Genomic DNA, 21125 nt, shown 5'->3' with positions numbered 1-21125 from the left:
TCTACGCCGCTCTGGAAACTGACGCCATGGCCGCGTAACTAACCGAAATCAGCCTCCGGCAAACCCGGCGCGGTTCAAGACCGTGCCCCCCCGAAAAATCGCTTGAATGTTCGGGCGCCGATCTTGCCGGGTCTTGTCTCAACTAACCTGCTGTCTGTCCAAGAAATTTCCGAACTTTCAAGCCGCCGACAGAACTTTCGGGCTTCCTTGAAGGTTCCGAAGCGGGTGATCCCGGTCTCCGACAGCCCCGAAATGCTCAAAAACCCTTGTTTCGTTGGCGATTCCCGCCGTCCGCCACCTAGCGCCGACACGGTGGCCGACAGCCCTTGAACGCCCTTTCACGGGCTTTTCACGGTCGACTGCAAGACACGCTGCAACGGCCCCGTCACAGCGACACCCGCTCCCTAAGCCACTGTTCTCGCGGCTTCATTCAGCTGTTCCCGGCTTTTCCCAGCTGTTCCCGGGTAACTGCAAGTATTGGTGTCACACAACAGCGCATCTGTCCGACAGATACCGCGCAAACGGTAACAAGCGCGCCGGTCGCGGCGGCGGTCTGGAATATCATTTCACACTCTTGCCCGAACCGAGGATCAACGCGATCTGTGCCCGTGACATGCGACAGGTCTTTCAGGCCCGGCACGATGCCGCCGCAGAAGCAGATCGCCGCCAGATGGCCGCGACCCGCACCGCCGCCCTGCCTGCCCGTGCCCCGGCGGTGATGGAGGCCTGCGCCGAGATCCTGTTGGTGATCGAGGGCTACAGCAGTTCGGCGGTACCGCGCCCAGGGGGCGCGTCATCCGCGTCTGCGTCCGAGGGTGCTGCATGGGACCGATATCCGACCGGAATTGCGGAACTGCGCCCGCCCCGGGACATACGCCGCCCTGTGGCGCCCTGCCCCATCCCGGTCGTTCCCCGCCGCTACCGGGCGCAGCGGCGGGGAGGAAGTGTCAGATGCGGTAGGTCAGCCCGCCGAACACCCGGCCCTCGTCGCGGTGGCGTCCGCCGCGGACGGCGCCTGCGACCGCTGCGGCTCCGGCGACGAGCGAGGCGGCGGCGAGCAGGAAGGCCGTCAGGATCGTGCTGATCCGCGCCGTTTCCGCGGCGTCGCGCGCGGCGGCTTCCGCCGCCTCGGCCTGACGCTGCGCCTCGGCCCGCGCCTCCTGCGTGGCGGCGATGGCCTGGTCGACCCGGGCCTGCGCCTCGGCGGTGGACAGCCCCGTGGTCCGCGCGGTGGCGGCGACCAGATAGGCGCTGTCCTCTTCGGAAATCTCGCCGGTGCGCAGCACGTTGGCCAGAATCGCGGTGCTCTGGCGGCCCATGGTTCCGGTGTCCGCCGCCGGTTCGGGGGCCGCGGCGGCAGGCGGCGTGCCCGTTACGGACCCGGTGGCGGGGGCGGCGGCCGACGCGGGCGGCGTGCGCAACAGGCTGTCGCCGATCCAGCCGATCGTGGTTTCGTCATCGGCCACCGCGGTGCCCACGGCCTCTGCCGCACCGCCGAGCGCCGCGCCCGTGGCCTGCGCCACGCCGCCGACGGCGTTTCCGGTGGTGACGGCGGCAGTTCCCAAGGCCCCCGCGGCCATCCATGCCGTCACCAGCATGCCCAGACCCCAGACCACCAGCCCGTTGATCCCGTCGCGGGTGGACACTTCATCCGCGCTGGCGTCATCGACCCGCCGCCGCATCCGCCCGGCGACATAGCCGCCCGCCAGATAGGCCGCGATCAGCGAGACGACGGTCCAGACCGCCGTCACGATCAGAAGCAGCGTGACCGAGCCTTCGCCCGGATCCGCCGACACGGTGGTGAGGCCGAGCGCCGCACCGAAGACGGCGAACAACGTGGCCGTGGCCGCCGCGACCACTGCCCCGCCCAGAACCGCCGGCCAGTCGATATAGGATCCGCCGATCCGGTACGCGGGTGCCGAGGCCGCCGTCAGGCTTTCCGTTCTTTCCATGGATAAGCCCTCCTCAGCGCAGACCGAAGAGCGACAGGATCGCCAGAACGACGACGACGAGACCGACCAGATAGATGATGCTGTGCATGGAAAACTCCGGTTCATGTGAAAACAGGGCGGATGCGCGACGTTCATCCGGTTATTCCAACAACTTGCGCACGCGATTGTTCCCGGCCGTGTACTGCGGCGGTGGCCCTGCGGGGGTTTTGGTCTGTCCTGCGGCGCGCCCTGCCCTGTTCCTCCGGTTGTCCGCACGGGGCGAACATGCCGGTTTTCCGAGGGGCCGGAGGGGTCGGGCACGCCGCCGTTCGCCGGGGCCGGTGCGGGCTGCCTAACAGCCCTCGGCCTGCAAGGTCGCGGCGCCGCGCAGCGCGGGCCAGTAGTCGGCGAGCCAGAGCAGGAAGGCCGCCGCCCAGGCCAGCGCCGCCAGCAGGTGGGTCGGGCCGGGGGGCCAGGGCAGCAGGCCCATTTCGGGCAGCGCGCGCAGCATCGTGGCGGCGGCGGCCAGCACGAAGGCCGCGCGGGTGGGGCGGTTCAGGCCCAGGCTCTGCCCGGTATGGAACCGGCCCGCGATCGCCAGCACCGCCAGCACGCCGAGGCCGAGGCCCCCCATCAGCGCCAGATGCAGGGCCGCGACCTCGCCCCAGGGCGCACCGAGCCGCGCGGCGCCGAGCGCCAGCAGCCCCGCCCCGGCGAAACCCGCGGCGGCCATCAGCACCAGGATCTCTGCCCGGAATGCCGCGCGCCCGACGAAGCCCTCGGCCATGCGGTCCATGAACCCTGCCCCGGCGGCCAGCCACAGAAAGCCGGTGGTGGCGGGGGAAAGGCCCGCAAGCTGGCCCAGAAGGGCCAGCGCGACCAGCCCGGGGCCGAGGTTCATGCGCCCCGGATGGGGACGGAAGGGGGCGGTGGCCTCGGTCGGGTCGAGGACATGGTTGGTCACGGGCACGGTGATCCGGGCCAGTGCAAGGCCCAGAAGGCCGAGGAACAGCAGCCCCGCGAACCGCAGCGCGTCGGAGGCCAGCGCCATGTCGCCCCGCACCATGCCCCACCGCGCCACCATCCCCGCCGCCGCCAGCGCCGCGATCCAGCCGGCGAAGGATAGAACCCGCACCGTCCGCCGCCGCCAGGACACAAGCAAGAGCCAGGCCACCAGCGCCAGCATCCAGCCCAGATCGGCCAGCGCCGCCGGGATCACCAGCGCATCCGCCCCCGCCAGCCCCGCCAGCCGCGCCAGCCCCCAAAGGCCCGCCAGCACCCACAACACCCGCCCGCGCAGCCGCGCTGCATTGGCCCATTCCGGCGCCGCCGTGGTCATGAACCCGATTAGCGCCGCCCCCCAGGCGCCGAACACCATTTCCTGCGCATGCCACAGCCCCGGCGGGACGGACCGCGCGAAGGGCAGGTCGAACCCCCAGACCCCGACCCACCACAGCGGCCACAGCCCCGCATGCAGCGCCGCCAGCGGAAAGAAGAGGCGAAAGCCCTCGTCGGACAGGATGCGGTGGAGGGGGATGGATGTCGGCGCGGGCGAGGACGCATCGGCCGCACCTGCGGCGCCGTCCGCGCCGGGGGCGGCAGCACCCTGTGCGGCATCGCCATCCGGGGACGGTAGGGACAGCCCCCCGCGCAGGATAGCCGCATCGCCCTGACGGGCACCCTCGCGCAGGCGAACCGCGTCGCCGTCGCGCGGCGGGCCACCGGCCCGGGCAGCTTCGCACGCCGGCGGCGGGGTCATGCCCGACGCGGCGGGCGAGGGTGGAGGGGCAGAGAGCGGGGGGCGGGTCATGGCCGGCGGCGTTCGTCGATGTCGTGGACATGGGCGAAGAGGGGGTCGGCGCCAAGGTAGCCCTGCCACAGGGCAAAGACCATGGCGTCGGCGCGGTGGCCCGGCGTGCCCTCCACCCGCCGCTCGCCCGCGATGCCGCGGCCCTCTGCATCCAGCACGAGGATACGGTGGCTGATGCGGATCGCCTCCATCAGGTCGTGGGTGATGAACAGCGCGGCGAACCGCGCGCCCGCGCCCGCGGTGGTGGCGGCCGCCGCGATCAGCAGGTCCTGCATCCGCCGCTTCAGCGCCACGTCGAGCGCGGTGAAGGGTTCGTCGAAATAGATGAAGTCGGGGTCGGGGGCCAGCGCGCGGGCGATGGCGGTGCGCTGGCGCATGCCGCCCGACAGCTCTGACGGGTATTTGTCCAGATCCTCGGGCAGAAGACCCGCGCGGGCCGCGGCCTCCTGCACACGGGCGGCACGGTCGCGGGGAGGCACGCAGGCCAGCCGCAGCGGCAGCGCGATGTTCTGCGCCGCCGTGGCCCAGGGCAACAGGCGGGGATCCTGGAACACCATCGCATGGCGGCGGTAGGCGCGGCGCACCGCACCCTCGCGCGGCTCCAGCAGCCCGGCAGCGACATGGGCGATGGTGGACTTGCCCGACCCCGAAGGGCCGATCAGCGACACGATCTCGCCCGGCCCCACGGTCAGGCAGATGCGTTCGATCACCGTGCGGCCGAAGAAGGCATGCCCGATCCGGTCCAGCGCCAGCAGCGTCATCGCTTCACCCCCCAGGGCGCGGCGGCCTCGCGCCAGCGTTCCAGTTCGCCCTTCACCGGCCGGATCAGCCCGTATTCCACCACGATCAGCGCGATGACGGCAAGGCAGACCCAAGCCAGCGCCTCGGCGATGTCCAGCATGGCGCGGGCGCGGGCCAGCGCGCCGCCCACGCCCCCCGCATTGGCCAAGAGTTCCGCCATCACCGCCACCTTGAACGCGGTGCCGAGCGCGAGGATCAGCGCCGGCAGCAGATGCGCCGCGATCTGGCGCGCCGCGACATGGGTGAAGCGGCGGATCGGCCCCGCGCCGAACACCTGCGCCATCACGTCGAGCCCGCGGTCGCGCGTCGCCACGCCCTCGACCGCGCCGGCAAAGACGATGGGCGCGGCGGCGATCAGGATGGTCACGGCGACGGTGCGGTCGGTGGCGCCGAACCAGATCATCGCCAGCACGATCCAGGCGATGGGCGGCACGCCCAGGATCACCGTCAGGATCGGGCGCGACAGCCGCAGCGCCGCGGGCGAATAGCCCGCCGCGATCCCCGCCGCGCCGCCCATCAGCGCGCAGGCGGCAAAGCCCTGCAACGCCCGTTCGGTGGTCAGCAGCAGCAGCGCCCGGGCCGGCCCGTCCGCCACCAGCCGCCCCGCCGCCCGCACCGTGGCCAGCGGCGCGGGCAGGATGAAATCGCCATAAGCCTCGTGCCCCGCCTGCCAGAGCGCCGCCAGCAGGCACAGCCCCGCCAGCCCCGCCCAACCGGACCACAGGAACCGCCCGAGGCGGCCCAGGCGGTCGCGGGCGGCGGCGGTGATCTCAGGCCAGCGCATAGAACCCTTCATCGGGCAGACCCCCGCCGATGATCGCCGGATCGGCCTTGGCCATCAGGGACAGCATCGCCTCGATTTCCGCCCGCATGCTGCCCGCGGGGCGCGCCACCAGCGCCGAATGGGGGATCGACGCGCCAAGGACCGGGGCGGGCAATTCCAGCGCCGCCGCGGCATTCAGCGCCGCCACCGCCGGGTCGGCATTCACCTGTTCCGTCACCTGCGCCAGCGCCGCATGCAGGGGCGCGATCAGATCCCCCGCCCGTTCGCTGAACCCCTTCGTCACCGCCAGCCCCGCCTGCGGCACCCGGGGGCCGAGCCCGGTCAGCGCGCCCCATTCCTGCTGGATGTCCACCACCCGCGCCAGCCCCCTGCCCGCCACCGCACCGCGCAGCACCGCCACGCTCGCCGCCGGTTCGGCCAGCAGCGCCGCGTCGATCTGGCCGGCCAGCAGCATCTGCGCCGCCTCGATCGGGCTGCCGGCGGGAACCTGTTCCACCCGCCCCTCCAGCCCGTGACGGGCCAGCAGCGCGCGCAGGATGAAATCGGGCGTATCGTTGACGAAGGGCACGGCGAGCCTTTGCCCCGCAAGCCCCGCAAGCCCCGGCGCCGCGCCGGGCGTGCCGACGATGTAGTTGAGCCCGTCGGTCATCACATTCACCAGCCGCAGCCCCATGCCGCGGTTGTAAAGGTTCGCCGCCGCCTGCACCGGCACCACCGACAGGTCGATGGCGCCCGAGGTCAGGCCCGCGCGCAATTCGTCGGGATTGCGCCAGACGGTCAGCGTGACCTCTGCCGCCAGATCCGCCAGCGCGCCGGTCGCCACCGCATGGGCCAGCGTGATCGAAGGCCCGGCGGGCGGGCCGAACAGCGCCAGCCGGGCCAGCGGCGCGGCGCGGCCGATGGCGGGCAGCGCAAGCGCCGCCGCAAGGCCGACCGAACCGGCCATCAGCGCGCGGCGGGACAGAAACGGGCGGGTACGGGGCATGCGGGCCTCCTTCGGGTCGATGGGTGAAGGCTGGCAAGACGGCTGGCCCGGGGCCGCGCGATCCGGTGCGCCGGTAATCGGTACGGCATGTGCATATTCTACCACCCCCCGCGCCGGGATGAAGCCCGCCCGCGCGGCCCGGCGATTTTGCCGCAGCGGGCGGTTGCAATTGAATAGGACTCCTAATATTCTGCCCGCAGGAGGCAACCATGCAAGACACGCCATCCCAGATCGCCTTCGCCCTGTCGCGCCTTGCGCTGCTGCATCGCGCGGCGGACTGGCAGGCGGCGGGCGCGCGGGGGCTGACGCCGACGCAGGCGGAAATCCTGCGCGAAACCGCCCGGCGCGGCCCGCAGCGCACCACCGACCTTGCCCGCAGCCTCGGCGTCAGCCTGCCCACGCTGTCGGATGCCGCGGGGGCGCTGGCGGCCAAGGGGCTGGCCGAACGCCGCCCCGACCCCGCCGACCGGCGGGCAAGCCGCATCGCCCCCACCGCCGCCGGCGCCGCGCTAGCCGCCGCCCTGCCCGAGGGGGCCGCCGACCTGCTGGCCGCACTGGCCGCCCTGCCCCCCGCGCGGCAGGGGGATCTGCTGCGGATGCTGACCGACCTGATCCACGCGCTGCAAGAGGCGCGCGCGATCCCGGTGCAGCGGATGTGCGCGACCTGCGCCCATTTCCGCCCCCATGCCCATGACGACCCCGCGCGCCCGCACCATTGCGCCTTCGTGGACACGGCCTTCGGCGATGCCGCCCTGCGCATCGACTGCGCCGACCACGCCCCCGCCCCGCCCGACACGGCCGCCCGCACCCGGGCGCGCCTGACCGCCGCGGGCTGACAGCCGGGTGCCCGGAAGCCGCTGGCACGGCCCGGGCACCCTTTCACCCCCCCTCGGGTCACGAAAGGAAGCACCCCATGATGACAGCTTTTCCCACCCTTCGCCACGGCCCTGCCCTTGCCGGTGCCGGGGCCGCGCTGGCCTGCGCGGCCACCATGGCGGGCGCCCATGGCATCACCGCCGAACCGGGCGCCGAACGGGCCGAATTCGACATCGTATCGGCCGCGATCACCACCGAGGGCCGCATCGCCACCTTCACCATGGGCACCGCGGGCACCCCCGGCGCGGCGCGGCCCGACCCCGCGGGCGGGCTGGCCGGGGCGCCGGTCTTTTCCTATGTCTGGCCGACGGACATCGACCCCTCGGCGGTGGGCTTCGCCCCGGGCGCGGGGATCCTCGCCTTCGCCGTCACCATCCACCCGGATTTCGACGACACGCCGCTGTTCGACGAAAACGGCAGCGGGGCGCTGGACGACGACGGCGGCGCCTGGCACAGCCATTGGGTCGTGCTCGGCCCCGATGACGCCTGCGGCCCCGGCGCGCTCAAGGTCATCGACATCCCCGAAGGCGAAACGCCGCCCGTCCCGCCCACCTGGCCGGGCCTGCCGCTGCTGCTCGACAGCCCCGGCTGGTCGCCGGTCTTTGCCGGCACGGCGGTCAGCGTCCGCGTGCCCTTCGCCGACATCGGCGTGGTGGAGGGCGCGCGCTTCGACGGCGTGACCGCGGCGCTGCGGGTCAATGCCAATATCCACGCGCCGCTGCTGTGCGTGACGGATGTGTTCGACGTGGCCTCGGGCGATCTGAGCCTGCCGGGCCGGGTGAACGAATAACCCCCCGCCGCGCGGGCCCGCGCCCCGCGCGGCAGCCGAAGGAGGCCCCGCATGACCGACCCCTGCCTGCCCGGCCTTCAGGCCGCCGAATGGCTGAACACCGACCGGCCCCCGGGCCCCGACGATCTGCGCGGCAAGGTGGTCGCGGTCGAGGCGTTCCAGATGCTCTGCCCCGGCTGCGTCAGTCACGGCCTGCCGCAGGCGCAGCGCATCGCCCAGACCTTCCGGCGCGAGGACGTGGCGGTGATCGGCCTGCATGCGGTGTTCGAACACCATGCGGCGATGACCCCGGTGTCGCTGGCGGCCTTCCTGCACGAATACCGCATCGGCTTTCCGGTGGCGGTGGACCAACCCGGCCCCGCCGCCCTGCCCCTGACGATGCGCAACTGGGGGCTGGAGGGCACGCCGACGCTGCTGCTGTTCGACCGGCAGGGGCGGATGCGCGCACGCCATCTGGGGCAGGTCGCCGACATGGCGGTCGGGGCGGAGATCATGGCGCTGGTGATGGAACCGCCCGCCTGAGCCCCGGCGACAGGGCATCCGTCCACCGCTGCGCGCGCGGACAGGTCGGTGGCCTCCGGCGGGGATATTTAAGGACAGAAAATGAAAAAGGGACGTGCTCAGGATTCGCCCGTTTTCACTTTCTGTCCATAAATATCCCGCGGGGGTCCGGGGGCGCGAAGCCCCCGGCGCCGCCCTCGCCCCCGGCGCGGCGCCCGTTCCCGCGCCACCCTGCGCGCCGCGTGATCACACCGCGCCCGGCTTTCGCCGATTCGCCCGGCTGCGGCGGATTTACCCTTTTCCCTTCCCGCTGCCGCCCCCTATAGAGAGGGGAAGCGATTTTCAGGACGAACCGGAATGCCCGAACGCAGCGAAAGCGAAAGCCGCAAACTGCTGCGGCGCCTGCGCGACACCCTCGCCTCCGAGGCGGAGGGGCAGGAACGGCTGGACCGGATCGTGCGCCTCATCGCCGATTCGATGGGGTCCGAGGTCTGTTCGATCTACCTCTTCCGCGACCCCGTGACGCTCGAACTCTGCGCCACGCAGGGGCTCAATCCCGCCGCCGTGCACAAGACCCGACTGAAGATGGGCGAGGGGCTGGTGGGCCGGGTGGCGCGCACGGGAAGCCCGGTGAACACCGGCGACGCGCCTTCGGAAAAGGGCTTCCGCTACATGGCCGAGACGGGGGAAGAGATCTATTCCAGCTTCCTCGGCGTGCCGATCCAGCGCGTGGGCGAAAAGATGGGCGTGCTGGTGGTGCAGTCCAAGACCGCGCGGCAGTTTTCCGAGGACGAGGTCTACGGGCTCGAGGTCGTGGCGATGGTGCTGGCCGAGATGAACGAACTGGGCGCGCTGGCCGGCGGCGGCGAGGGCATCAAGGCGCTGCATTCCCAGCCCGTCAGCTTTCGCGGCGCCACCGGGCAGGAGGGCACGACCGAAGGCCATGTCTGGCTGCACGAGCCCCGCGTGGTCATCGCCAACCCCGTCGCCGACGATCCGGCGCGGGAAACCGACCGGCTGCGCGCCGCGGTGTCGCAGCTGCGCGTGTCGGTCGACGACCTGCTGTCGGCGGCGAGCCTCGACAAGGACCAGCGGCAGGTGCTGGAGGCCTACCGCATGTTCGCCCATTCCCGCGGCTGGACGCGGCGGATGGAGGAGGACATCGCCCGCGGCCTGTCGGCCGAGGCGGCGGTGGAAAAGGAACAATCCGCCACCCGCGCCCGGCTGGAACAGGTGCCCGACGCCTATCTGCGCGACCGGCTGCACGATCTGGACGATCTGTCGAACCGCCTGCTGCGCATCCTGACCGGACAGGGCACCGACACCGGCGCGACCATGCCGCCCGACCCGGTTCTGGTCGCGCGCAACATCGGCCCGGCGGAACTGCTGGATTACGGCCGCCGCCTGAAGGGCGTGGTGCTGGAGGAAGGCTCCGTCGGATCCCACGCGGCCATCGTCGCGCGCGCGCTGGCGATCCCGCTGGTGATCCATGCCGAACGCATCACGACCGAGGCGCTGAACGGCGACCACATCCTTGTCGACGGCGATCAGGGCGTGGTGCATCTGCGCCCCGAGGAAAACGTGGCCAAGGCGTTCCGCGACAAGATCGCGATGCAGGCCAAGGCGCAGGAACGCTATGCATCGCTGCGCAACCTGCCGGCGCAGGCGCGGTGCGGCACGGTGATCGCGCTGCACATGAACGCGGGCCTGATGGCGGATCTGCCCAGCCTCGAAGGTTCGGGCGCCGAAGGGGTGGGGCTTTTCCGCACCGAACTGCAGTTCCTGCTGCGCACCAAGGTGCCGCGGCGCGAGGAACTGGCCGCGCTTTACGCCCGGGTGATGGATGCCGCGCACGGGCGGCGGGTGGTGTTCCGCACGCTCGACATCGGGTCGGACAAGGTGCTGCCCTACATGAAGCCGCAGGACGAACCCAACCCCGCGATGGGCTGGCGCGCGATCCGGGTGGGGCTGGAAAAGCCGGGCGTGCTGCGGATGCAGTTGCAGGCGCTGATCCGCGCCGCGGCGGGGCGGCCGCTGTCGGTGATGTTCCCCTTCGTCGCGCAGATGGAGGAATATACCGCCGCGCGCGACCATCTGATGCACACGCTCGACCAGGAAGCGCGGATGGGCCGCGTGCTGCCCGAAAAGGTGGAGGTCGGCGCGATGCTGGAAACCCCCAGCCTCGCCTTCGCGCCGCGGTCGTTCTTCGAGCGGTGCGATTTCGTGTCCATCGGCGGCAACGACCTCAAGCAGTTCTTCTTCGCCGCCGACCGGGAAAACGAACGGGTGCGGCGGCGGTACGACACGCTGAACGCCTCTTTCCTGACCTTCCTCGGCCAGATCGTGGACCGCTGCGCGGAAACCGCCACGCCGCTGACCTTCTGCGGCGAGGACGCGGGCCGCCCGGTGGAGGCGATCGCGCTGGCGGCAATGGGGCTGCGCAGCCTGTCGATGCGCCCGGCCTCGATCGGGCCGGTCAAACACCTGATCCGCCGGGTGGACCTGACCGAGGCGCGCGCCGTCATCGACGCCGCCATCGCGCGCGGCGACATGAGCACCCGGCCCGCGCTGATGCAATGGCTGGTGACGCAGCAGCAGGACTAGGGCGACATTTGCCCTGCCCCCGCCCGTTCGCGCGGCGGTGCCGTGAAAATCCGTGATCACAGGCGATAAGGGTAGGCCAGCGCCTGCCCCGGCGGGCGAGTAGCGCCCGCCATGGGCGGGGCGGTCGCTGGCCGGGGGCTTTGGGCCCCCGGCCGGGGCAACTCGGATCGCAGGATATGGCGAAGGCACGCGCCTTCGCCAGCCAGATCCATGGGATTCGGCAGGGCTGGTGCCCCCCAACCCCGGTGCGCACGCAAGTCACTCCATCGTCAGGGCAGAAGCCCGCCCCCCGCGCAAGACGCGCGCCCTCAGCGCGCGATCCGCCCCGGGGCGACCGCGCGGCGGAATGCGTCCTGCACCGCCAGCGGGTCGTGGTCCAGCGCCAGCCGCAGCAGGCCGAAGCGGACATGCGCCATTTCGCGGTAATAGCCCATATAGGCCGCGTTCAGCCCCGCCCCCGCCGCCGCCCCCAGAACCGGCACCGCCTGCGCCGCCAGCTTCGGCCCGAGCGCGGTGGCCAGCCGCGGCGCGATGGTGGCGATCATGCGGTTGAGCGCGGGGCCCGTGAAGGTCAGCCGCGCGCCGATGAAGGCGCTGTTCGCGCCATCGTCATCCGCCAGCGGGCTGCCCGCGCCGAACACCTGCAACGTCTCGCGCCGGGTCGGGTCGGCGGCGGGGTCGAAGCCGTAGTGGTCGGCCACCTCCTGGATCTGGTGCAGGATCAGCGTCACCGCCACCGGCAGTTCCGCCAGCGCAGAGGGCAGCCCCCCGAGCCCCCCGAGCGCCCCGGAAATCGAGGCGAGCGCCACATGCCCCCGCCCGCCGATGGTGGGCACCCGCCCGCCGGCACGGGCCAGCCCATAGGCGCGCAGCAGCGCGGCCTCGGTCGCCCCGTCGAGCCGGTTGCGCCAGCCCTCGGGCAGCGCCTGAAGCCGGTCCTCGAACGAGGTGCCGAGGCGGTTGACCACCGCCATCACCCCGCGCCCGGCGCGATGGTGGCGCGCGGCGATGGCGGCGATGATCTCTGCCGGCGGTTCAGAGGGGCGAAGGGCCGGAACGGGGGCGTCGTTGTCCATGCCCTGAACGTAGGTATGCGGGGGCACGCCCGCAATGGCCGTGGTTCAAGGGGGCCGAACGCCGGGGGGGGGGGTGGGCGAAAATTTTTCGGGCGAAAAATTTTGGCCCCTCAGCCCCCCGCCCCGTCCGGCGCATCGCGCGTGACCTCGCCCGCCACGTCTTCCCAGGCGCCGGGAACCAGTTCCAGCCCCAGCACCCGGTCGGGGTTGGTGGGGGGCGGCATCACCACGCCCTCGCGCTTGACGAAACCGAAGCGGCGGTAATAGGGCGCATCCCCCACCAGCAGCACCCGCTGCCATCCCAGGCGCCGCGCCTCGGTCAGGCTCTGGTTGATCAGCAGGCCGCCCAGACCCTCGCCCTGATGCGTGGGGTGCACCGCGACCGGGCCCAGAAGCAGCGCCCGCCGCCCGCCCACCCGCACCGGCCAATAACGGATGACGGCACAGAGGATCCCCTCGCCATCGCGCAGCACAAGGCAGAGCGGCGCCACCGGCGCCACGCCCTCGCGCAGCCGGTAGGAGGATAGCGCCGTGCGCCCGGGCGCGAAACACAGGTCGTAAAGCGCCTCGACCTCCCAATAGTCGGCCGGCGTTTCCTCTGCCAGATGGAACATAGCCTGGCCTGCCCCTTCCGATCCCGGCACGCCGCGGAGGGCGCGCCGAAGCGTTTCTTCTGGAAGCGCCCCTAACATGCGGCTACGTCAGGGGCAAACAGAGAGGAGCCGCCATGTTCTACCGCCCCGAGGACGGCCACGGCCTGAAACGCAACCCCTGGGCGGCGCTGGTCACGCCGCGCCCCATCGGCTGGATTTCCAGCCGCGGCGGCACCGGCGACAACCTCGCGCCCTATTCCTTCTTCAACATCGTCGCCTACAGCCCGCCGCAGATCGTGTTTTCGTCGACGGGGGTGAAGGATTCGCTGACCAATATCCGCGAAACCGGCGTGTTCTGCGCCAATGTGGTGGAAGAGGCGATGATGGAGGCCGCGAACGCCACCTCGGCCGAATTCGGCCCCGGGGTGGACGAATTCGCCCGCTGCGGGGTGCCCAAGGCCGAATGCGAAACGATCCCCTGCCCCCGCGTCGCGGGCGCGCCGGCCAGCATCGAGGCGCGGGTGGTGCAGATCGTGGATCTGCGCGGCGAGGGCAATCATCTGGTGATCGGCGAGGCGACAGGGATCCACCTGCGCGACGACTGCATCGTGGACGGCCGCTTCGACGTGACGCGCTTTCGCCCCGTGGCGCGGATGGGCTATCTCGATTTCGCGGTGGTGCGCGAGGTCCGCGCCCTGCCCCGCCCCAAACCCGGGGATCAGGATGGAGCGTGACATGCAGACCATGCTGGGCGTGATCGGCGGATCCGGGGTCTACCGGATCGACGGGCTGGAAGATGCGGCCTGGGTCGCGGTCGAGACCCCCTGGGGCCCGCCCTCGGACCAGATCCTGACCGGGCGGCTCGACGGGCTGCCGGTCGCCTTCCTGCCCCGCCACGGGCGCGGCCATGTCCATGCCCCGGCCGAGGTGCCCTACCGCGCCAATATCGACGCGCTGAAGCGGTTGGGGGTGACGGATGTCCTGTCGGTTTCCGCCTGCGGGTCGTTCCGCGAGGACATGGCGCCGGGGGATTTCGTCGTGCTGGACCAGTACATCGACCGCACCCTGGGGCGGGCGGGGTCGTTCTTCGGCACCGGCTGCGTCGCGCATGTCAGCCTCGCCCATCCCACCTGCGCGCGGCTCTCGGCGGCCGTCGCCGCCGCCGCCCGCACCACCGGCGTGACGCTGCACGAGGGCGGCACCTACCTGTGCATGGAGGGCCCGCAGTTTTCCACCCTCGCCGAAAGCCGCCTGTACCAAAGCTGGGGCTGCGACGTGATCGGCATGACCAACCTGCCCGAGGCCCGCCTCGCCCGCGAGGCCGAACTCTGCTACGCCGCCGTGGCGATGGTGACGGATTACGACTGCTGGCACCCCGACCACGGCGCGGTGGATGTGGCGGCGGTGCTGCGGGTGATGGCGGGCAACGCCGCCCATGCCCGTAGCGCGATCGCCGCTTTGCCGGGGCTGCTCGGCCCCGATCGCGCGCCCTGCACGCATGGCTGCGACCGCGCGCTCGACCATGCGGTGATCACCGCGCCCGACCGGCGCGACCCCGCGCTGGTGGCGAAACTCGATGCGGTGGCCGGCCGCGTGCTCAAGGGCTGAACGATGCAGAAAACCGTCAGGGATTACATCCGCACCATCGTCGACTTCCCGCAGGAGGGCATCCTGTTTCGCGACGTGACCACGCTTTTCGCCGATGCCCGCGGTTTCCGCATGGCGATAGACCAGTTGCTGCACCCCTGGGCGGGCAGCCGGATCGACAAGGTGGTCGGGCTGGAGGCGCGGGGCTTCATCCTCGGCGGCGCGGTGGCGCATCAGCTGTCGGTGGGCTTCGTGCCGGTGCGCAAGAAGGGCAAGCTGCCCGGCCGCACCATCGCACAGGGCTACCGGCTGGAATACGGCGAGGCGGTGGTGGAAATCCACGAGGACGCGCTTACCCCCGGCGAACGGGTGCTGGTGGTCGACGACCTGCTGGCCACGGGCGGCACCTGCGCGGCCGGGATCGGCCTCGTGGAACGGCTCGGCGCCAGCGTGGTGGGCTGCGCCTTTGTGGTGGACCTGCCCGACCTCGGCGGCCGCGCCCGGATCGAGGGCATGGGCCACGCCGTCCACGCGCTTTGCGCCTTCGAGGGGCATTGAGGACCCGCCAGGCCGCAACGCCCGGTGGACAGGGCGGTGCCGGGGCGCTGCCCCGGACCCCGGGATATTTAAGGACAGAAAGTGAGGAAGGGCGTGTTTCCTTTCCTGTGCGGCTTCATCTTTTCCCAAATACTCCGGGGGCGCCGGTTGGTGCGCCACTGGTTCGAGAACCAGCCGGCGCGGGGCTGGCCCCCGGCGCGGCCCGGGCCGCAGGCGCAAGGGTCACGGCCAGATGACCACCAGTTCCATCGGCATGTCGCGGCCGAAACAGCCGAAGCCCAGGATCGCGCCGGGGCAATAGATCACCTGGTCGCGGCGGGGGTCGAGCCCGAAGCGGTCCACCACCCACCGCACCGCCGTGGGCCCGTCGACCACCGCCGCGCGCGGGATCTCGCCGGTTTCGACCAGGAACCGCTGCGCCTTGCCGTTGCGCATCATCTGCAACGCGGGGTGATAGGCCCCGTCGGCCCCGCGCACATTGGTCGGCACCAGCTGGATCCAGTCCGCCGCGGCGGGGGTCGCCGCCGCCATCATCAGCGCCGCGGCAAGCATCAACCTTCGCATATGTCACCTCCTGCGTTGCGCAGCACCGCCCCGGGGTTGAGGATCCCGCAGGGGTCCAGCGCCGCCTTGATCGCCCGCATCGCCGCCAGCCGCGCCGGATCGCCATAGCGTTCCAGATCGCCCGCCTTCAGCCGCCCCACCCCATGTTCGGCGCTGATCGAGCCGCCCATGGCATGCACCAGATCGTAGACGCAGGCCATCACCGCGGCGCGCTGGTGGTCATGCGCGGCCCGGGTCCGGCCGGGGGCGGGAAAGACGTTGAAATGCAGGTTCCCGTCGCCCAGATGGCCGAAACAGTTGATCCGCCAGTCGCCCAGTTCCGCCAGCGCGGCCGTCGCCCGCGGGATGAACCCGGCGATCGCCGACAGCGGCAGCGATATGTCATGCGAGGATACCGCGCCCACCTTGCGGTTGGCCAGCGGGATCGCCTCGCGCAGGGCCCAGAAGGCGGAACGTTGCGCAGCCGAACTGGCGATGAGCCCGTCGCCGACCAGCCCCTGTTCCGCCGCGGCGGCATAGAGCCCCTCCAGCGCCGCGGCGGGGTCGAGCCCCTCGGGCAGGCCCAGATCGACCAGCACGAACCATTCGGGCGGCACGGCGAAGGGCTGGCGGATGTCCGGCATCGTCTGCGCCAGGAATTCGAGGCCCGTGCGGTGCATCAGTTCGAACCCCGTGACCAGCCCCGCCAGCCGCCCCTGCGCCAGCGCCAGCAGGTCGAGCGCCGCCGCCGGCCCCGGCACCACCATCAGCGCCGCCCCTTCGGCCGCGGGCGGGGGCACCAGCCGCAACGCGGCGGCGGTGATGATGCCGAGCGTGCCTTCCGACCCGATCAGCAGATGGCGCAGGTCGTAGCCGGTGTTGTCCTTCCTGAGCCGCTTGAGCCCGTGCAGCACGCTGCCGTCGGCCAGCACGGCTTCCACCCCGAGGCACAGGTCGCGGGCATTGCCGTAACGCAGCACGGCGGTGCCGCCGGCATTCGTCGCCAGATTGCCGCCGATGGTCGCGCTGCCCTCTGACGCCAACGACAGCGGAAACCGCCGCCCCGCGCCCTCGGCCGCGGCCTGCACGTCGGCGAGCGTCGCGCCCGCCTCGACGATCAGCACGTTTTCCGCCGGCCAGATGCCGCGCACGGCGGTCATCCGTTCCAGCGACAGGATCACCGGCGCGGGGCCGGGCCCGGCCACCTGCCCGCCCACCAGCCCCGTGCCCCCGCCCCAGGGCACGATCCCCACCCGGGCCGCGGCGCAGGCGGCGACGATCGTGGCCACCTCTGCCGTGCTGCGCGGCAGGGCGAGGCAGCCGCCCTGCCCGTGCCAGCGGCCCCGGGGTTCCTCCAGATGCCGGGGTTCGGGTGTGCGGACCCGCCCCGGGGGCAGGCGCGCGGCCAAGAGGGCCGCGAAGGCGGGATCGGCGGGGTGCAGCATGGGGCGCGCCTTTGGGGTTTCCCCCTGCTTGGCGCAGGGGGGCGGGCAATGCAAGGCTCAGCGCAGGGCCCGGGGATCCAGCACCATGATCGTCGGCCGCCCGGGCAGCATGTGCAGCCCCAGTTCGACATGGCTCTGGTCGAGCCGCACCACCTCGAACTCCTTCACCATCTCGGCCAGGAACACCTCCAGCGAGGCGCCGGAAAACCAGTGCATCGGCAGCACCACCGAGGACCGCAGCCGCGACACCACCCGCATCATCGTCGGCAGATCGAGCGTATAGCCCCCGTCCACCGGCGCCATCACCACGTCGAGCCGGCCGAGCGCCGCATATTGTTCGACCGAGGGTTCGTGGTGCAGATGCCCCAGATGGCCGATGCAGAGCCCCGCCACCTCGAACACGAAGATGGAATTGCCGTTGGGCCGAACCCCGCCCTGCCAGTCGCGCACATCGGTGGGCACGTTGCGCACCAGCATCTCGCCCAGATCCAGCAGGTGCTCGGCCGCGCCCCCGCCATCGTCCCAGCCGCGCAGGACATGGGGGATGCGGTCATCCGGGTAGGGCGTCCAGTGGGTGGAATGGGCGTTGTTCATCGTCACCACATCGGGCACCACATCGCCCCGGCCCAGATGGCCGGTATAGTCGGTGGCCGCGACCAGCCCGCCCGGGGTTTCCAGCACGAAGGTGGCATGGCCGACGAAACTGATGCGCACGCGGTCGGCGGCCAGGGGCTGGCCGAAACTGGCGCGGTGGATCACCTCCAGCCCCGGGGCCTGCGCCAGCGCGATGCAATGGCTGGGGATACGGTCCTGCGCCGCGGCGGGCGCGGCGGGGCCGAACAGGGCAAGGCAGGTCAGGGCAAAGGCGGCGGCGCGGCGGAACATGGCGGGACCTCCTGCCCGCAAGGATACGGCAGGATGCCCGTCCGTCACGCATCAATCCGGCCGCTCGCGCATGCGTGATCGGGGATGCAGGATTTCCACCCGAAAACTTTCCGTGCCCTACCCCGCGTCGGACCGCCCGCGCCGGTCGCCGCGCAGATTGGCGTAGAGCACATGGTTGCGCCAGCGCCCCGCGATCTGGAGATAGCTTTGCGCCACGCCCTCGTACTTGAAGCCGCATTTTTCCAGCAGCCCGCGCGAGGGCGCGTTTTCCGGCAGGCAGGCGGCCTCCAGCCGCGACAGGTCCAGCACCGTGAAGGCATGGTGGCAGACCGCCATCAGCGCCTCGCGCATGAGGCCCTTGCGGGCGAAGGGCGCGCCGACCCAATAGCCGATCGTCCCCGCCTGCGCCGGCCCCCGCCGGATGTTGTCGAGCGTGATCGCCCCCACCAGCACCTGCCCCTCGCGCCGGATCAGCAGCAACGGCAGCGCCGTGCCCTGCGATTGCGCCCGCGCGGCCCAGGCGACGCGGTTGGCGAAGGCGCGCCGGGTCAGGTGGTCGTCGGACCAGGTCGGCTCCCACGGTTGCAGGAACCCGGCGCTGTCCTGCCGCAGTGCCGCCCAGGCCCGGAAGTCGGACTGTACCGGCAGGCGCAGCGTCAACCGCTCCGTCTCGATGAACGGCTTGCGGCGCAGCGACCACATCAGGCGGCGAGCCTGTCGCGGATCGTGGTCAGGTCGGGCGCCGCATCGGCGGGGCCGTAAAGCGCCATCGCCGCCCGCCCGCCCGCGGCCAGCGCCGCGCCGTGGTCGCGCACCGCGCCGACCGTCACCGCGTCGATCTTGGCCACCACCTCTTCGACATCCGGCACGCGGTTCCAGATCGCCAGCATCCGCGCCAGCCGTTCCGCCCGGGCCGAGGGGCTTTCCAGCCCCATCAGCAGCCCGGCCTTCATCTGCGCGCGGGCGCGGGCGACCTCTGCCTCGGTCATGTCGTCGGCGGCGCGTTTCAGTTCCGCCACCGTCAGGTCGGCCAGTTCCGCGATTTCCGCCGCGCCGGTGCCGGCGTAGATCGTCATCAGCCCGGTATCCTCATGCGCGCTCGACTGCGCGAAGATGGAATAGCACAGGCCCCGGTCCTCGCGGATCTTCTGGAACAGGCGCGAGGACATGCCGCCCCCCATCGCGGTGGCATAGACCTGCGCGGTATAGACCGCATCGTCGCGATAGCCCGGCGCCTCGAACGCCAGCGTGAAATGGACCTGTTCCAGATCGCGCAGTTCCCGCCGCTCGCCGGGGGTGAAGCGCGCGGGTTCCAGCCGCGGCATGCCCACCGGGGAAAGGCCGCCGAAGATCGCCGTCGCGGCCGCCACGATGCGGTCATGGTCCACCGCGCCGGCGGCGGACAGGATCATCTGGTCGGGCCCGTAATGGTCGCCCACGAAGCGGCGCAGGTCGTCGCGGGTGAACCGTTCCACCCGTTCCGCCGGGCCAAGGATCGGGCGGCCCATCGGCTGGTCGGGATAGGCCACCTCTTGCAGCCAGTCGAAGATCACATCGTCGGGCGTGTCCAGCGCCTGGCCGATTTCCTGCAGGATCACATGGCGTTCGGTTTCCACGTCGCGCGGGTCGAACACCGGGTTCAGCACGATATCCGCGATCACGTCGAGCGCCAGCGGCACATCCGCCTCCAGCACGCGGGCGTAATAGGCGGTCATCTCGCGGCTGGTATAGGCGTTGATATAGCCGCCCACATCCTCGATTTCCTCGGCGATGCGCAGGGCGCTGCGCCTTGTGGTGCCCTTGAACGCCATATGTTCGAGAAAATGCGCCACCCCGGTCTGGTCCGCCGCCTCGTGCCGGCCGCCCACGTTGATCCACAGCCCGATGGACGCGGATTTCAGCCCCGGCATCGTTTCGGTCACGATGCGGAAACCGTTGGGCAGCGTGGCGATGCGGATCATTTCCGGCCGGTCCTTTCGAGGATGAGGGCTTCGAGCGCGGCGAGGTCGTTGGGCACCCGGGTCACACGCTCGGGCCGGTCGAACAGACCCGCCATGCGGGGCGGCAGCGCGGGACGGATGCCGGTCGCGGCCTCTACCGCATCGGGGAACTTGGCGGGATGGGCGGTGGCGAGCGTCACCATCGGCACATCGCCCAGATACGGTTCGGCCACATGCACGCCCACGGCGGAATGCGGGCACAGCAACTCGCCCGAGGTTTCCAGCGTGCGGGCGATGGCGGCAGCGGTTTCATCCTCCGAACAGCGGCCCGATGCGAAACCGGCCCGCAGCCCTTCCAGCGCACCCTGCGGGATGGTGAAGGCCCCGGTGTCGCGCAGGTCGGCCATCAGCCCCGCCACCGCCGCGCCATCCCGCGACAGCGCATCGAACAGCGCGCGTTCGAAATTCGAGGACACCTGGATGTCCATCGACGGGCTGATCGAGGGGCGCACCCCTTCGGTCCTGTAGACACCCGTGGTCAGCGCGCGGTGCAGGATGTCGTTCTGGTTCGTCGCCACCACCAGCTGCCCGATGGGCAGGCCCATCGCCCGGGCGATGGAGCCGGCATAGATGTCGCCGAAATTCCCCGTCGGCACGGTGAAGTTCACCTGCCGGTGCGGCGCGCCGAGCGACACCGCGGCGGTGAAGTAATAGACCACCTGCGCCAGCACCCGCGCCCAGTTGATCGAGTTCACCCCGGCGAGGCCCACGGCATCGCGGAACTCGAAATGGTTGAACATGTCCTTCAGCCGCGCCTGGCAATCGTCGAAATCGCCCTCCAGCGCCAGCGCATGCACGTTCGATTCCGACGGCGTCGTCATCTGCCGGCGCTGCACCTCTGACACCCGGCCATGGGGGAAGAGGATGAACACATCGACGTTCGACAGGCCCCGGAACGCCTCGATCGCCGCAGACCCGGTATCGCCCGAGGTCGCGCCGACGATGGTGATCCGGCTTCCCGATTTCGCCAGCGCCGCCTGCATCATCTGCCCGATCAGCTGCATGGCGAAATCCTTGAACGCCAGCGTGGGGCCGTGGAACAGTTCCAGCAGGAAATGGTTCGGCGCCAGCTGCACCAGCGGCGCGCGGGCGGCATGGCCGAAACCGGCATAGGCGCGCGCGATCAGGGCGCGGAATTCGTCGTCGGTGAAGGTATCGCCCAGAAAGGGGCGCATGACGCGGAAGGCCGCGTCCTCATAGCTCGCCCCCGCCAGCGCCGCGATGTCGGCGGGTGCCATCTGCGGCACCGCGGCGGGCACGTAAAGCCCGCCGTCGCGCGCCAGACCCGTCATCATCGCCGCGCCGAAATCCAGTTCCGGCGCCGTGCCGCGGGTGGATACGTATTTCATGCCTGTC

Annotated in this window: 20 protein-coding genes; 7 read left to right on the top strand and 13 right to left on the bottom strand. The window is 71.4% G+C overall.

Going from position 1 to position 21125, the window contains the following annotated elements; translation table 11 throughout:
* Window positions 1-947: 947 nt before the first annotated feature.
* From RGD00_RS16140 to RGD00_RS16120, 5 genes are all read right to left on the bottom strand, one after another.
* Complete coding sequence (locus RGD00_RS16140) at window positions 948-1952, bottom strand: hypothetical protein (protein WP_310458314.1); 1005 nt, start codon at window positions 1950-1952, stop codon at window positions 948-950.
* A gap of 331 nt (window positions 1953-2283) precedes the next feature.
* A complete protein-coding gene (locus RGD00_RS16135) occupies window positions 2284-3741 on the bottom strand; it encodes an NnrS family protein (protein WP_310458313.1) in 1458 nt (485 codons plus the stop codon).
* Window positions 3738-4502 carry an ABC transporter ATP-binding protein gene (locus tag RGD00_RS16130; RefSeq protein WP_310458312.1) on the bottom strand — a complete coding sequence of 255 codons (765 nt, stop codon included), beginning with the start codon at window positions 4500-4502 and terminating at the stop codon, window positions 3738-3740. Before RGD00_RS16130 ends, RGD00_RS16135 begins: the two co-directional genes overlap by 4 nt.
* Window positions 4499-5326, bottom strand: a complete 828-nt coding sequence (locus tag RGD00_RS16125; protein ID WP_310458311.1) for an ABC transporter permease — start codon at window positions 5324-5326, stop codon at window positions 4499-4501. The genes RGD00_RS16130 and RGD00_RS16125 overlap by 4 nt, the downstream gene beginning before the upstream one ends.
* The gene (locus tag RGD00_RS16120) at window positions 5313-6311 is read right to left on the bottom strand and encodes an ABC transporter substrate-binding protein (RefSeq protein WP_310458310.1); all 999 of its coding nucleotides are present in this window, start codon (window positions 6309-6311) and stop codon (window positions 5313-5315) included. The genes RGD00_RS16125 and RGD00_RS16120 overlap by 14 nt, the downstream gene beginning before the upstream one ends.
* 209 nt (window positions 6312-6520) lie before the next feature.
* On the opposite strand from RGD00_RS16120, the gene RGD00_RS16115 reads away from it, so the two are divergent.
* The 4 genes from RGD00_RS16115 (at window position 6521) to ptsP (ending at window position 11082) form a co-directional block, all read left to right on the top strand.
* Window positions 6521-7147 (top strand): MarR family winged helix-turn-helix transcriptional regulator, encoded by a 627-nt coding sequence (locus RGD00_RS16115; RefSeq protein ID WP_310458309.1) that lies wholly within the window; start codon window positions 6521-6523, stop codon window positions 7145-7147.
* A gap of 77 nt (window positions 7148-7224) precedes the next feature.
* The gene (locus RGD00_RS16110; RefSeq protein ID WP_310458308.1) at window positions 7225-7977 is read left to right on the top strand and encodes a hypothetical protein; all 753 of its coding nucleotides are present in this window, start codon (window positions 7225-7227) and stop codon (window positions 7975-7977) included.
* A 51-nt stretch (window positions 7978-8028) separates the two neighbouring features.
* Window positions 8029-8499, top strand: a complete 471-nt coding sequence (locus RGD00_RS16105) for a redoxin domain-containing protein (protein WP_310458307.1) — start codon at window positions 8029-8031, stop codon at window positions 8497-8499.
* Window positions 8500-8835: 336 nt separating this feature from the next.
* A complete protein-coding gene (gene ptsP, locus RGD00_RS16100) occupies window positions 8836-11082 on the top strand; it encodes a phosphoenolpyruvate--protein phosphotransferase (protein ID WP_310458306.1) in 2247 nt (748 codons plus the stop codon).
* Between the two features lie 308 nt (window positions 11083-11390).
* Here ptsP and RGD00_RS16095 read toward each other — a convergent pair whose 3' ends face one another.
* Both RGD00_RS16095 and RGD00_RS16090 read right to left on the bottom strand, forming a co-directional pair.
* Window positions 11391-12185: an EcsC family protein gene (locus tag RGD00_RS16095; RefSeq protein ID WP_310458305.1), complete on the bottom strand. Its 795-nt coding sequence runs from the start codon at window positions 12183-12185 to the stop codon at window positions 11391-11393.
* A gap of 83 nt (window positions 12186-12268) precedes the next feature.
* Window positions 12269-12772, bottom strand: coding sequence for a GNAT family N-acetyltransferase (locus RGD00_RS16090; RefSeq protein WP_310458304.1), 504 nt, complete (start codon window positions 12770-12772; stop codon window positions 12269-12271).
* A 113-nt stretch (window positions 12773-12885) separates the two neighbouring features.
* On the opposite strand from RGD00_RS16090, the gene RGD00_RS16085 reads away from it, so the two are divergent.
* From RGD00_RS16085 to RGD00_RS16075, 3 genes are read left to right on the top strand one after another with little or no spacing between them, the layout of a single operon-like run.
* The gene (locus RGD00_RS16085; RefSeq protein WP_310458303.1) at window positions 12886-13485 is read left to right on the top strand and encodes a flavin reductase family protein; all 600 of its coding nucleotides are present in this window, start codon (window positions 12886-12888) and stop codon (window positions 13483-13485) included.
* A gap of 1 nt (window position 13486) precedes the next feature.
* Window positions 13487-14359 (top strand): S-methyl-5'-thioadenosine phosphorylase, encoded by an 873-nt coding sequence (locus RGD00_RS16080; RefSeq protein ID WP_310458302.1) that lies wholly within the window; start codon window positions 13487-13489, stop codon window positions 14357-14359.
* Between the two features lie 3 nt (window positions 14360-14362).
* Complete coding sequence (locus RGD00_RS16075) at window positions 14363-14896, top strand: adenine phosphoribosyltransferase (RefSeq protein ID WP_310458301.1); 534 nt, start codon at window positions 14363-14365, stop codon at window positions 14894-14896.
* Between the two features lie 222 nt (window positions 14897-15118).
* Here the strand turns inward: RGD00_RS16075 and RGD00_RS16070 are convergent, their stop codons facing one another.
* From RGD00_RS16070 to thrC, 6 genes are all read right to left on the bottom strand, one after another.
* Window positions 15119-15460 (bottom strand): hypothetical protein, encoded by a 342-nt coding sequence (locus RGD00_RS16070; protein ID WP_310458300.1) that lies wholly within the window; start codon window positions 15458-15460, stop codon window positions 15119-15121.
* Window positions 15448-16884 (bottom strand): FAD-binding oxidoreductase, encoded by a 1437-nt coding sequence (locus tag RGD00_RS16065; RefSeq protein ID WP_310458299.1) that lies wholly within the window; start codon window positions 16882-16884, stop codon window positions 15448-15450. Before RGD00_RS16065 ends, RGD00_RS16070 begins: the two co-directional genes overlap by 13 nt.
* A gap of 57 nt (window positions 16885-16941) precedes the next feature.
* Window positions 16942-17769 (bottom strand): MBL fold metallo-hydrolase, encoded by an 828-nt coding sequence (locus RGD00_RS16060; protein ID WP_310458298.1) that lies wholly within the window; start codon window positions 17767-17769, stop codon window positions 16942-16944.
* A 117-nt stretch (window positions 17770-17886) separates the two neighbouring features.
* Complete coding sequence (locus RGD00_RS16055) at window positions 17887-18471, bottom strand: GNAT family N-acetyltransferase (RefSeq protein ID WP_310458297.1); 585 nt, start codon at window positions 18469-18471, stop codon at window positions 17887-17889.
* Window positions 18471-19730: a M16 family metallopeptidase gene (locus RGD00_RS16050; RefSeq protein ID WP_310458296.1), complete on the bottom strand. Its 1260-nt coding sequence runs from the start codon at window positions 19728-19730 to the stop codon at window positions 18471-18473. Before RGD00_RS16050 ends, RGD00_RS16055 begins: the two co-directional genes overlap by 1 nt.
* Window positions 19727-21118 (bottom strand): threonine synthase, encoded by a 1392-nt coding sequence (gene thrC / locus RGD00_RS16045; protein ID WP_310458295.1) that lies wholly within the window; start codon window positions 21116-21118, stop codon window positions 19727-19729. Before thrC ends, RGD00_RS16050 begins: the two co-directional genes overlap by 4 nt.
* Between the last annotated feature and the right edge of the window lie 7 nt (window positions 21119-21125).

The organism is Ruixingdingia sedimenti, from assembly GCF_031432425.1.
In the GTDB taxonomy this organism is placed as follows: domain Bacteria; phylum Pseudomonadota; class Alphaproteobacteria; order Rhodobacterales; family Rhodobacteraceae; genus Ruixingdingia; species Ruixingdingia sedimenti.
This window is presented reverse-complemented; position numbering and strand designations above follow the sequence as displayed.

What these genes read in the sequence shown, in the direction of transcription:
- RGD00_RS16140 (WP_310458314.1), bottom strand. Translation starts at nt 1,952, where the DNA reads ATGGAAAGAACGGAAAGCCTGACGGCGGCCTCGGCACCCGCGTACCGG.
- RGD00_RS16135 (WP_310458313.1), bottom strand. Translation starts at nt 3,741, where the DNA reads ATGACCCGCCCCCCGCTCTCTGCCCCTCCACCCTCGCCCGCCGCGTCG.
- RGD00_RS16130 (WP_310458312.1), bottom strand. Translation starts at nt 4,502, where the DNA reads ATGACGCTGCTGGCGCTGGACCGGATCGGGCATGCCTTCTTCGGCCGC.
- RGD00_RS16125 (WP_310458311.1), bottom strand. Translation starts at nt 5,326, where the DNA reads ATGCGCTGGCCTGAGATCACCGCCGCCGCCCGCGACCGCCTGGGCCGC.
- RGD00_RS16120 (WP_310458310.1), bottom strand. Translation starts at nt 6,311, where the DNA reads ATGCCCCGTACCCGCCCGTTTCTGTCCCGCCGCGCGCTGATGGCCGGT.
- RGD00_RS16115 (WP_310458309.1), top strand. Translation starts at nt 6,521, where the DNA reads ATGCAAGACACGCCATCCCAGATCGCCTTCGCCCTGTCGCGCCTTGCG.
- RGD00_RS16110 (WP_310458308.1), top strand. Translation starts at nt 7,225, where the DNA reads ATGATGACAGCTTTTCCCACCCTTCGCCACGGCCCTGCCCTTGCCGGT.
- RGD00_RS16105 (WP_310458307.1), top strand. Translation starts at nt 8,029, where the DNA reads ATGACCGACCCCTGCCTGCCCGGCCTTCAGGCCGCCGAATGGCTGAAC.
- ptsP (WP_310458306.1), top strand. Translation starts at nt 8,836, where the DNA reads ATGCCCGAACGCAGCGAAAGCGAAAGCCGCAAACTGCTGCGGCGCCTG.
- RGD00_RS16090 (WP_310458304.1), bottom strand. Translation starts at nt 12,772, where the DNA reads ATGTTCCATCTGGCAGAGGAAACGCCGGCCGACTATTGGGAGGTCGAG.
- RGD00_RS16085 (WP_310458303.1), top strand. Translation starts at nt 12,886, where the DNA reads ATGTTCTACCGCCCCGAGGACGGCCACGGCCTGAAACGCAACCCCTGG.
- RGD00_RS16080 (WP_310458302.1), top strand. Translation starts at nt 13,487, where the DNA reads ATGCAGACCATGCTGGGCGTGATCGGCGGATCCGGGGTCTACCGGATC.
- RGD00_RS16075 (WP_310458301.1), top strand. Translation starts at nt 14,363, where the DNA reads ATGCAGAAAACCGTCAGGGATTACATCCGCACCATCGTCGACTTCCCG.
- RGD00_RS16070 (WP_310458300.1), bottom strand. Translation starts at nt 15,460, where the DNA reads ATGCGAAGGTTGATGCTTGCCGCGGCGCTGATGATGGCGGCGGCGACC.
- RGD00_RS16065 (WP_310458299.1), bottom strand. Translation starts at nt 16,884, where the DNA reads ATGCTGCACCCCGCCGATCCCGCCTTCGCGGCCCTCTTGGCCGCGCGC.
- RGD00_RS16060 (WP_310458298.1), bottom strand. Translation starts at nt 17,769, where the DNA reads ATGTTCCGCCGCGCCGCCGCCTTTGCCCTGACCTGCCTTGCCCTGTTC.
- RGD00_RS16055 (WP_310458297.1), bottom strand. Translation starts at nt 18,471, where the DNA reads ATGTGGTCGCTGCGCCGCAAGCCGTTCATCGAGACGGAGCGGTTGACG.
- RGD00_RS16050 (WP_310458296.1), bottom strand. Translation starts at nt 19,730, where the DNA reads ATGATCCGCATCGCCACGCTGCCCAACGGTTTCCGCATCGTGACCGAA.
- thrC (WP_310458295.1), bottom strand. Translation starts at nt 21,118, where the DNA reads ATGAAATACGTATCCACCCGCGGCACGGCGCCGGAACTGGATTTCGGC.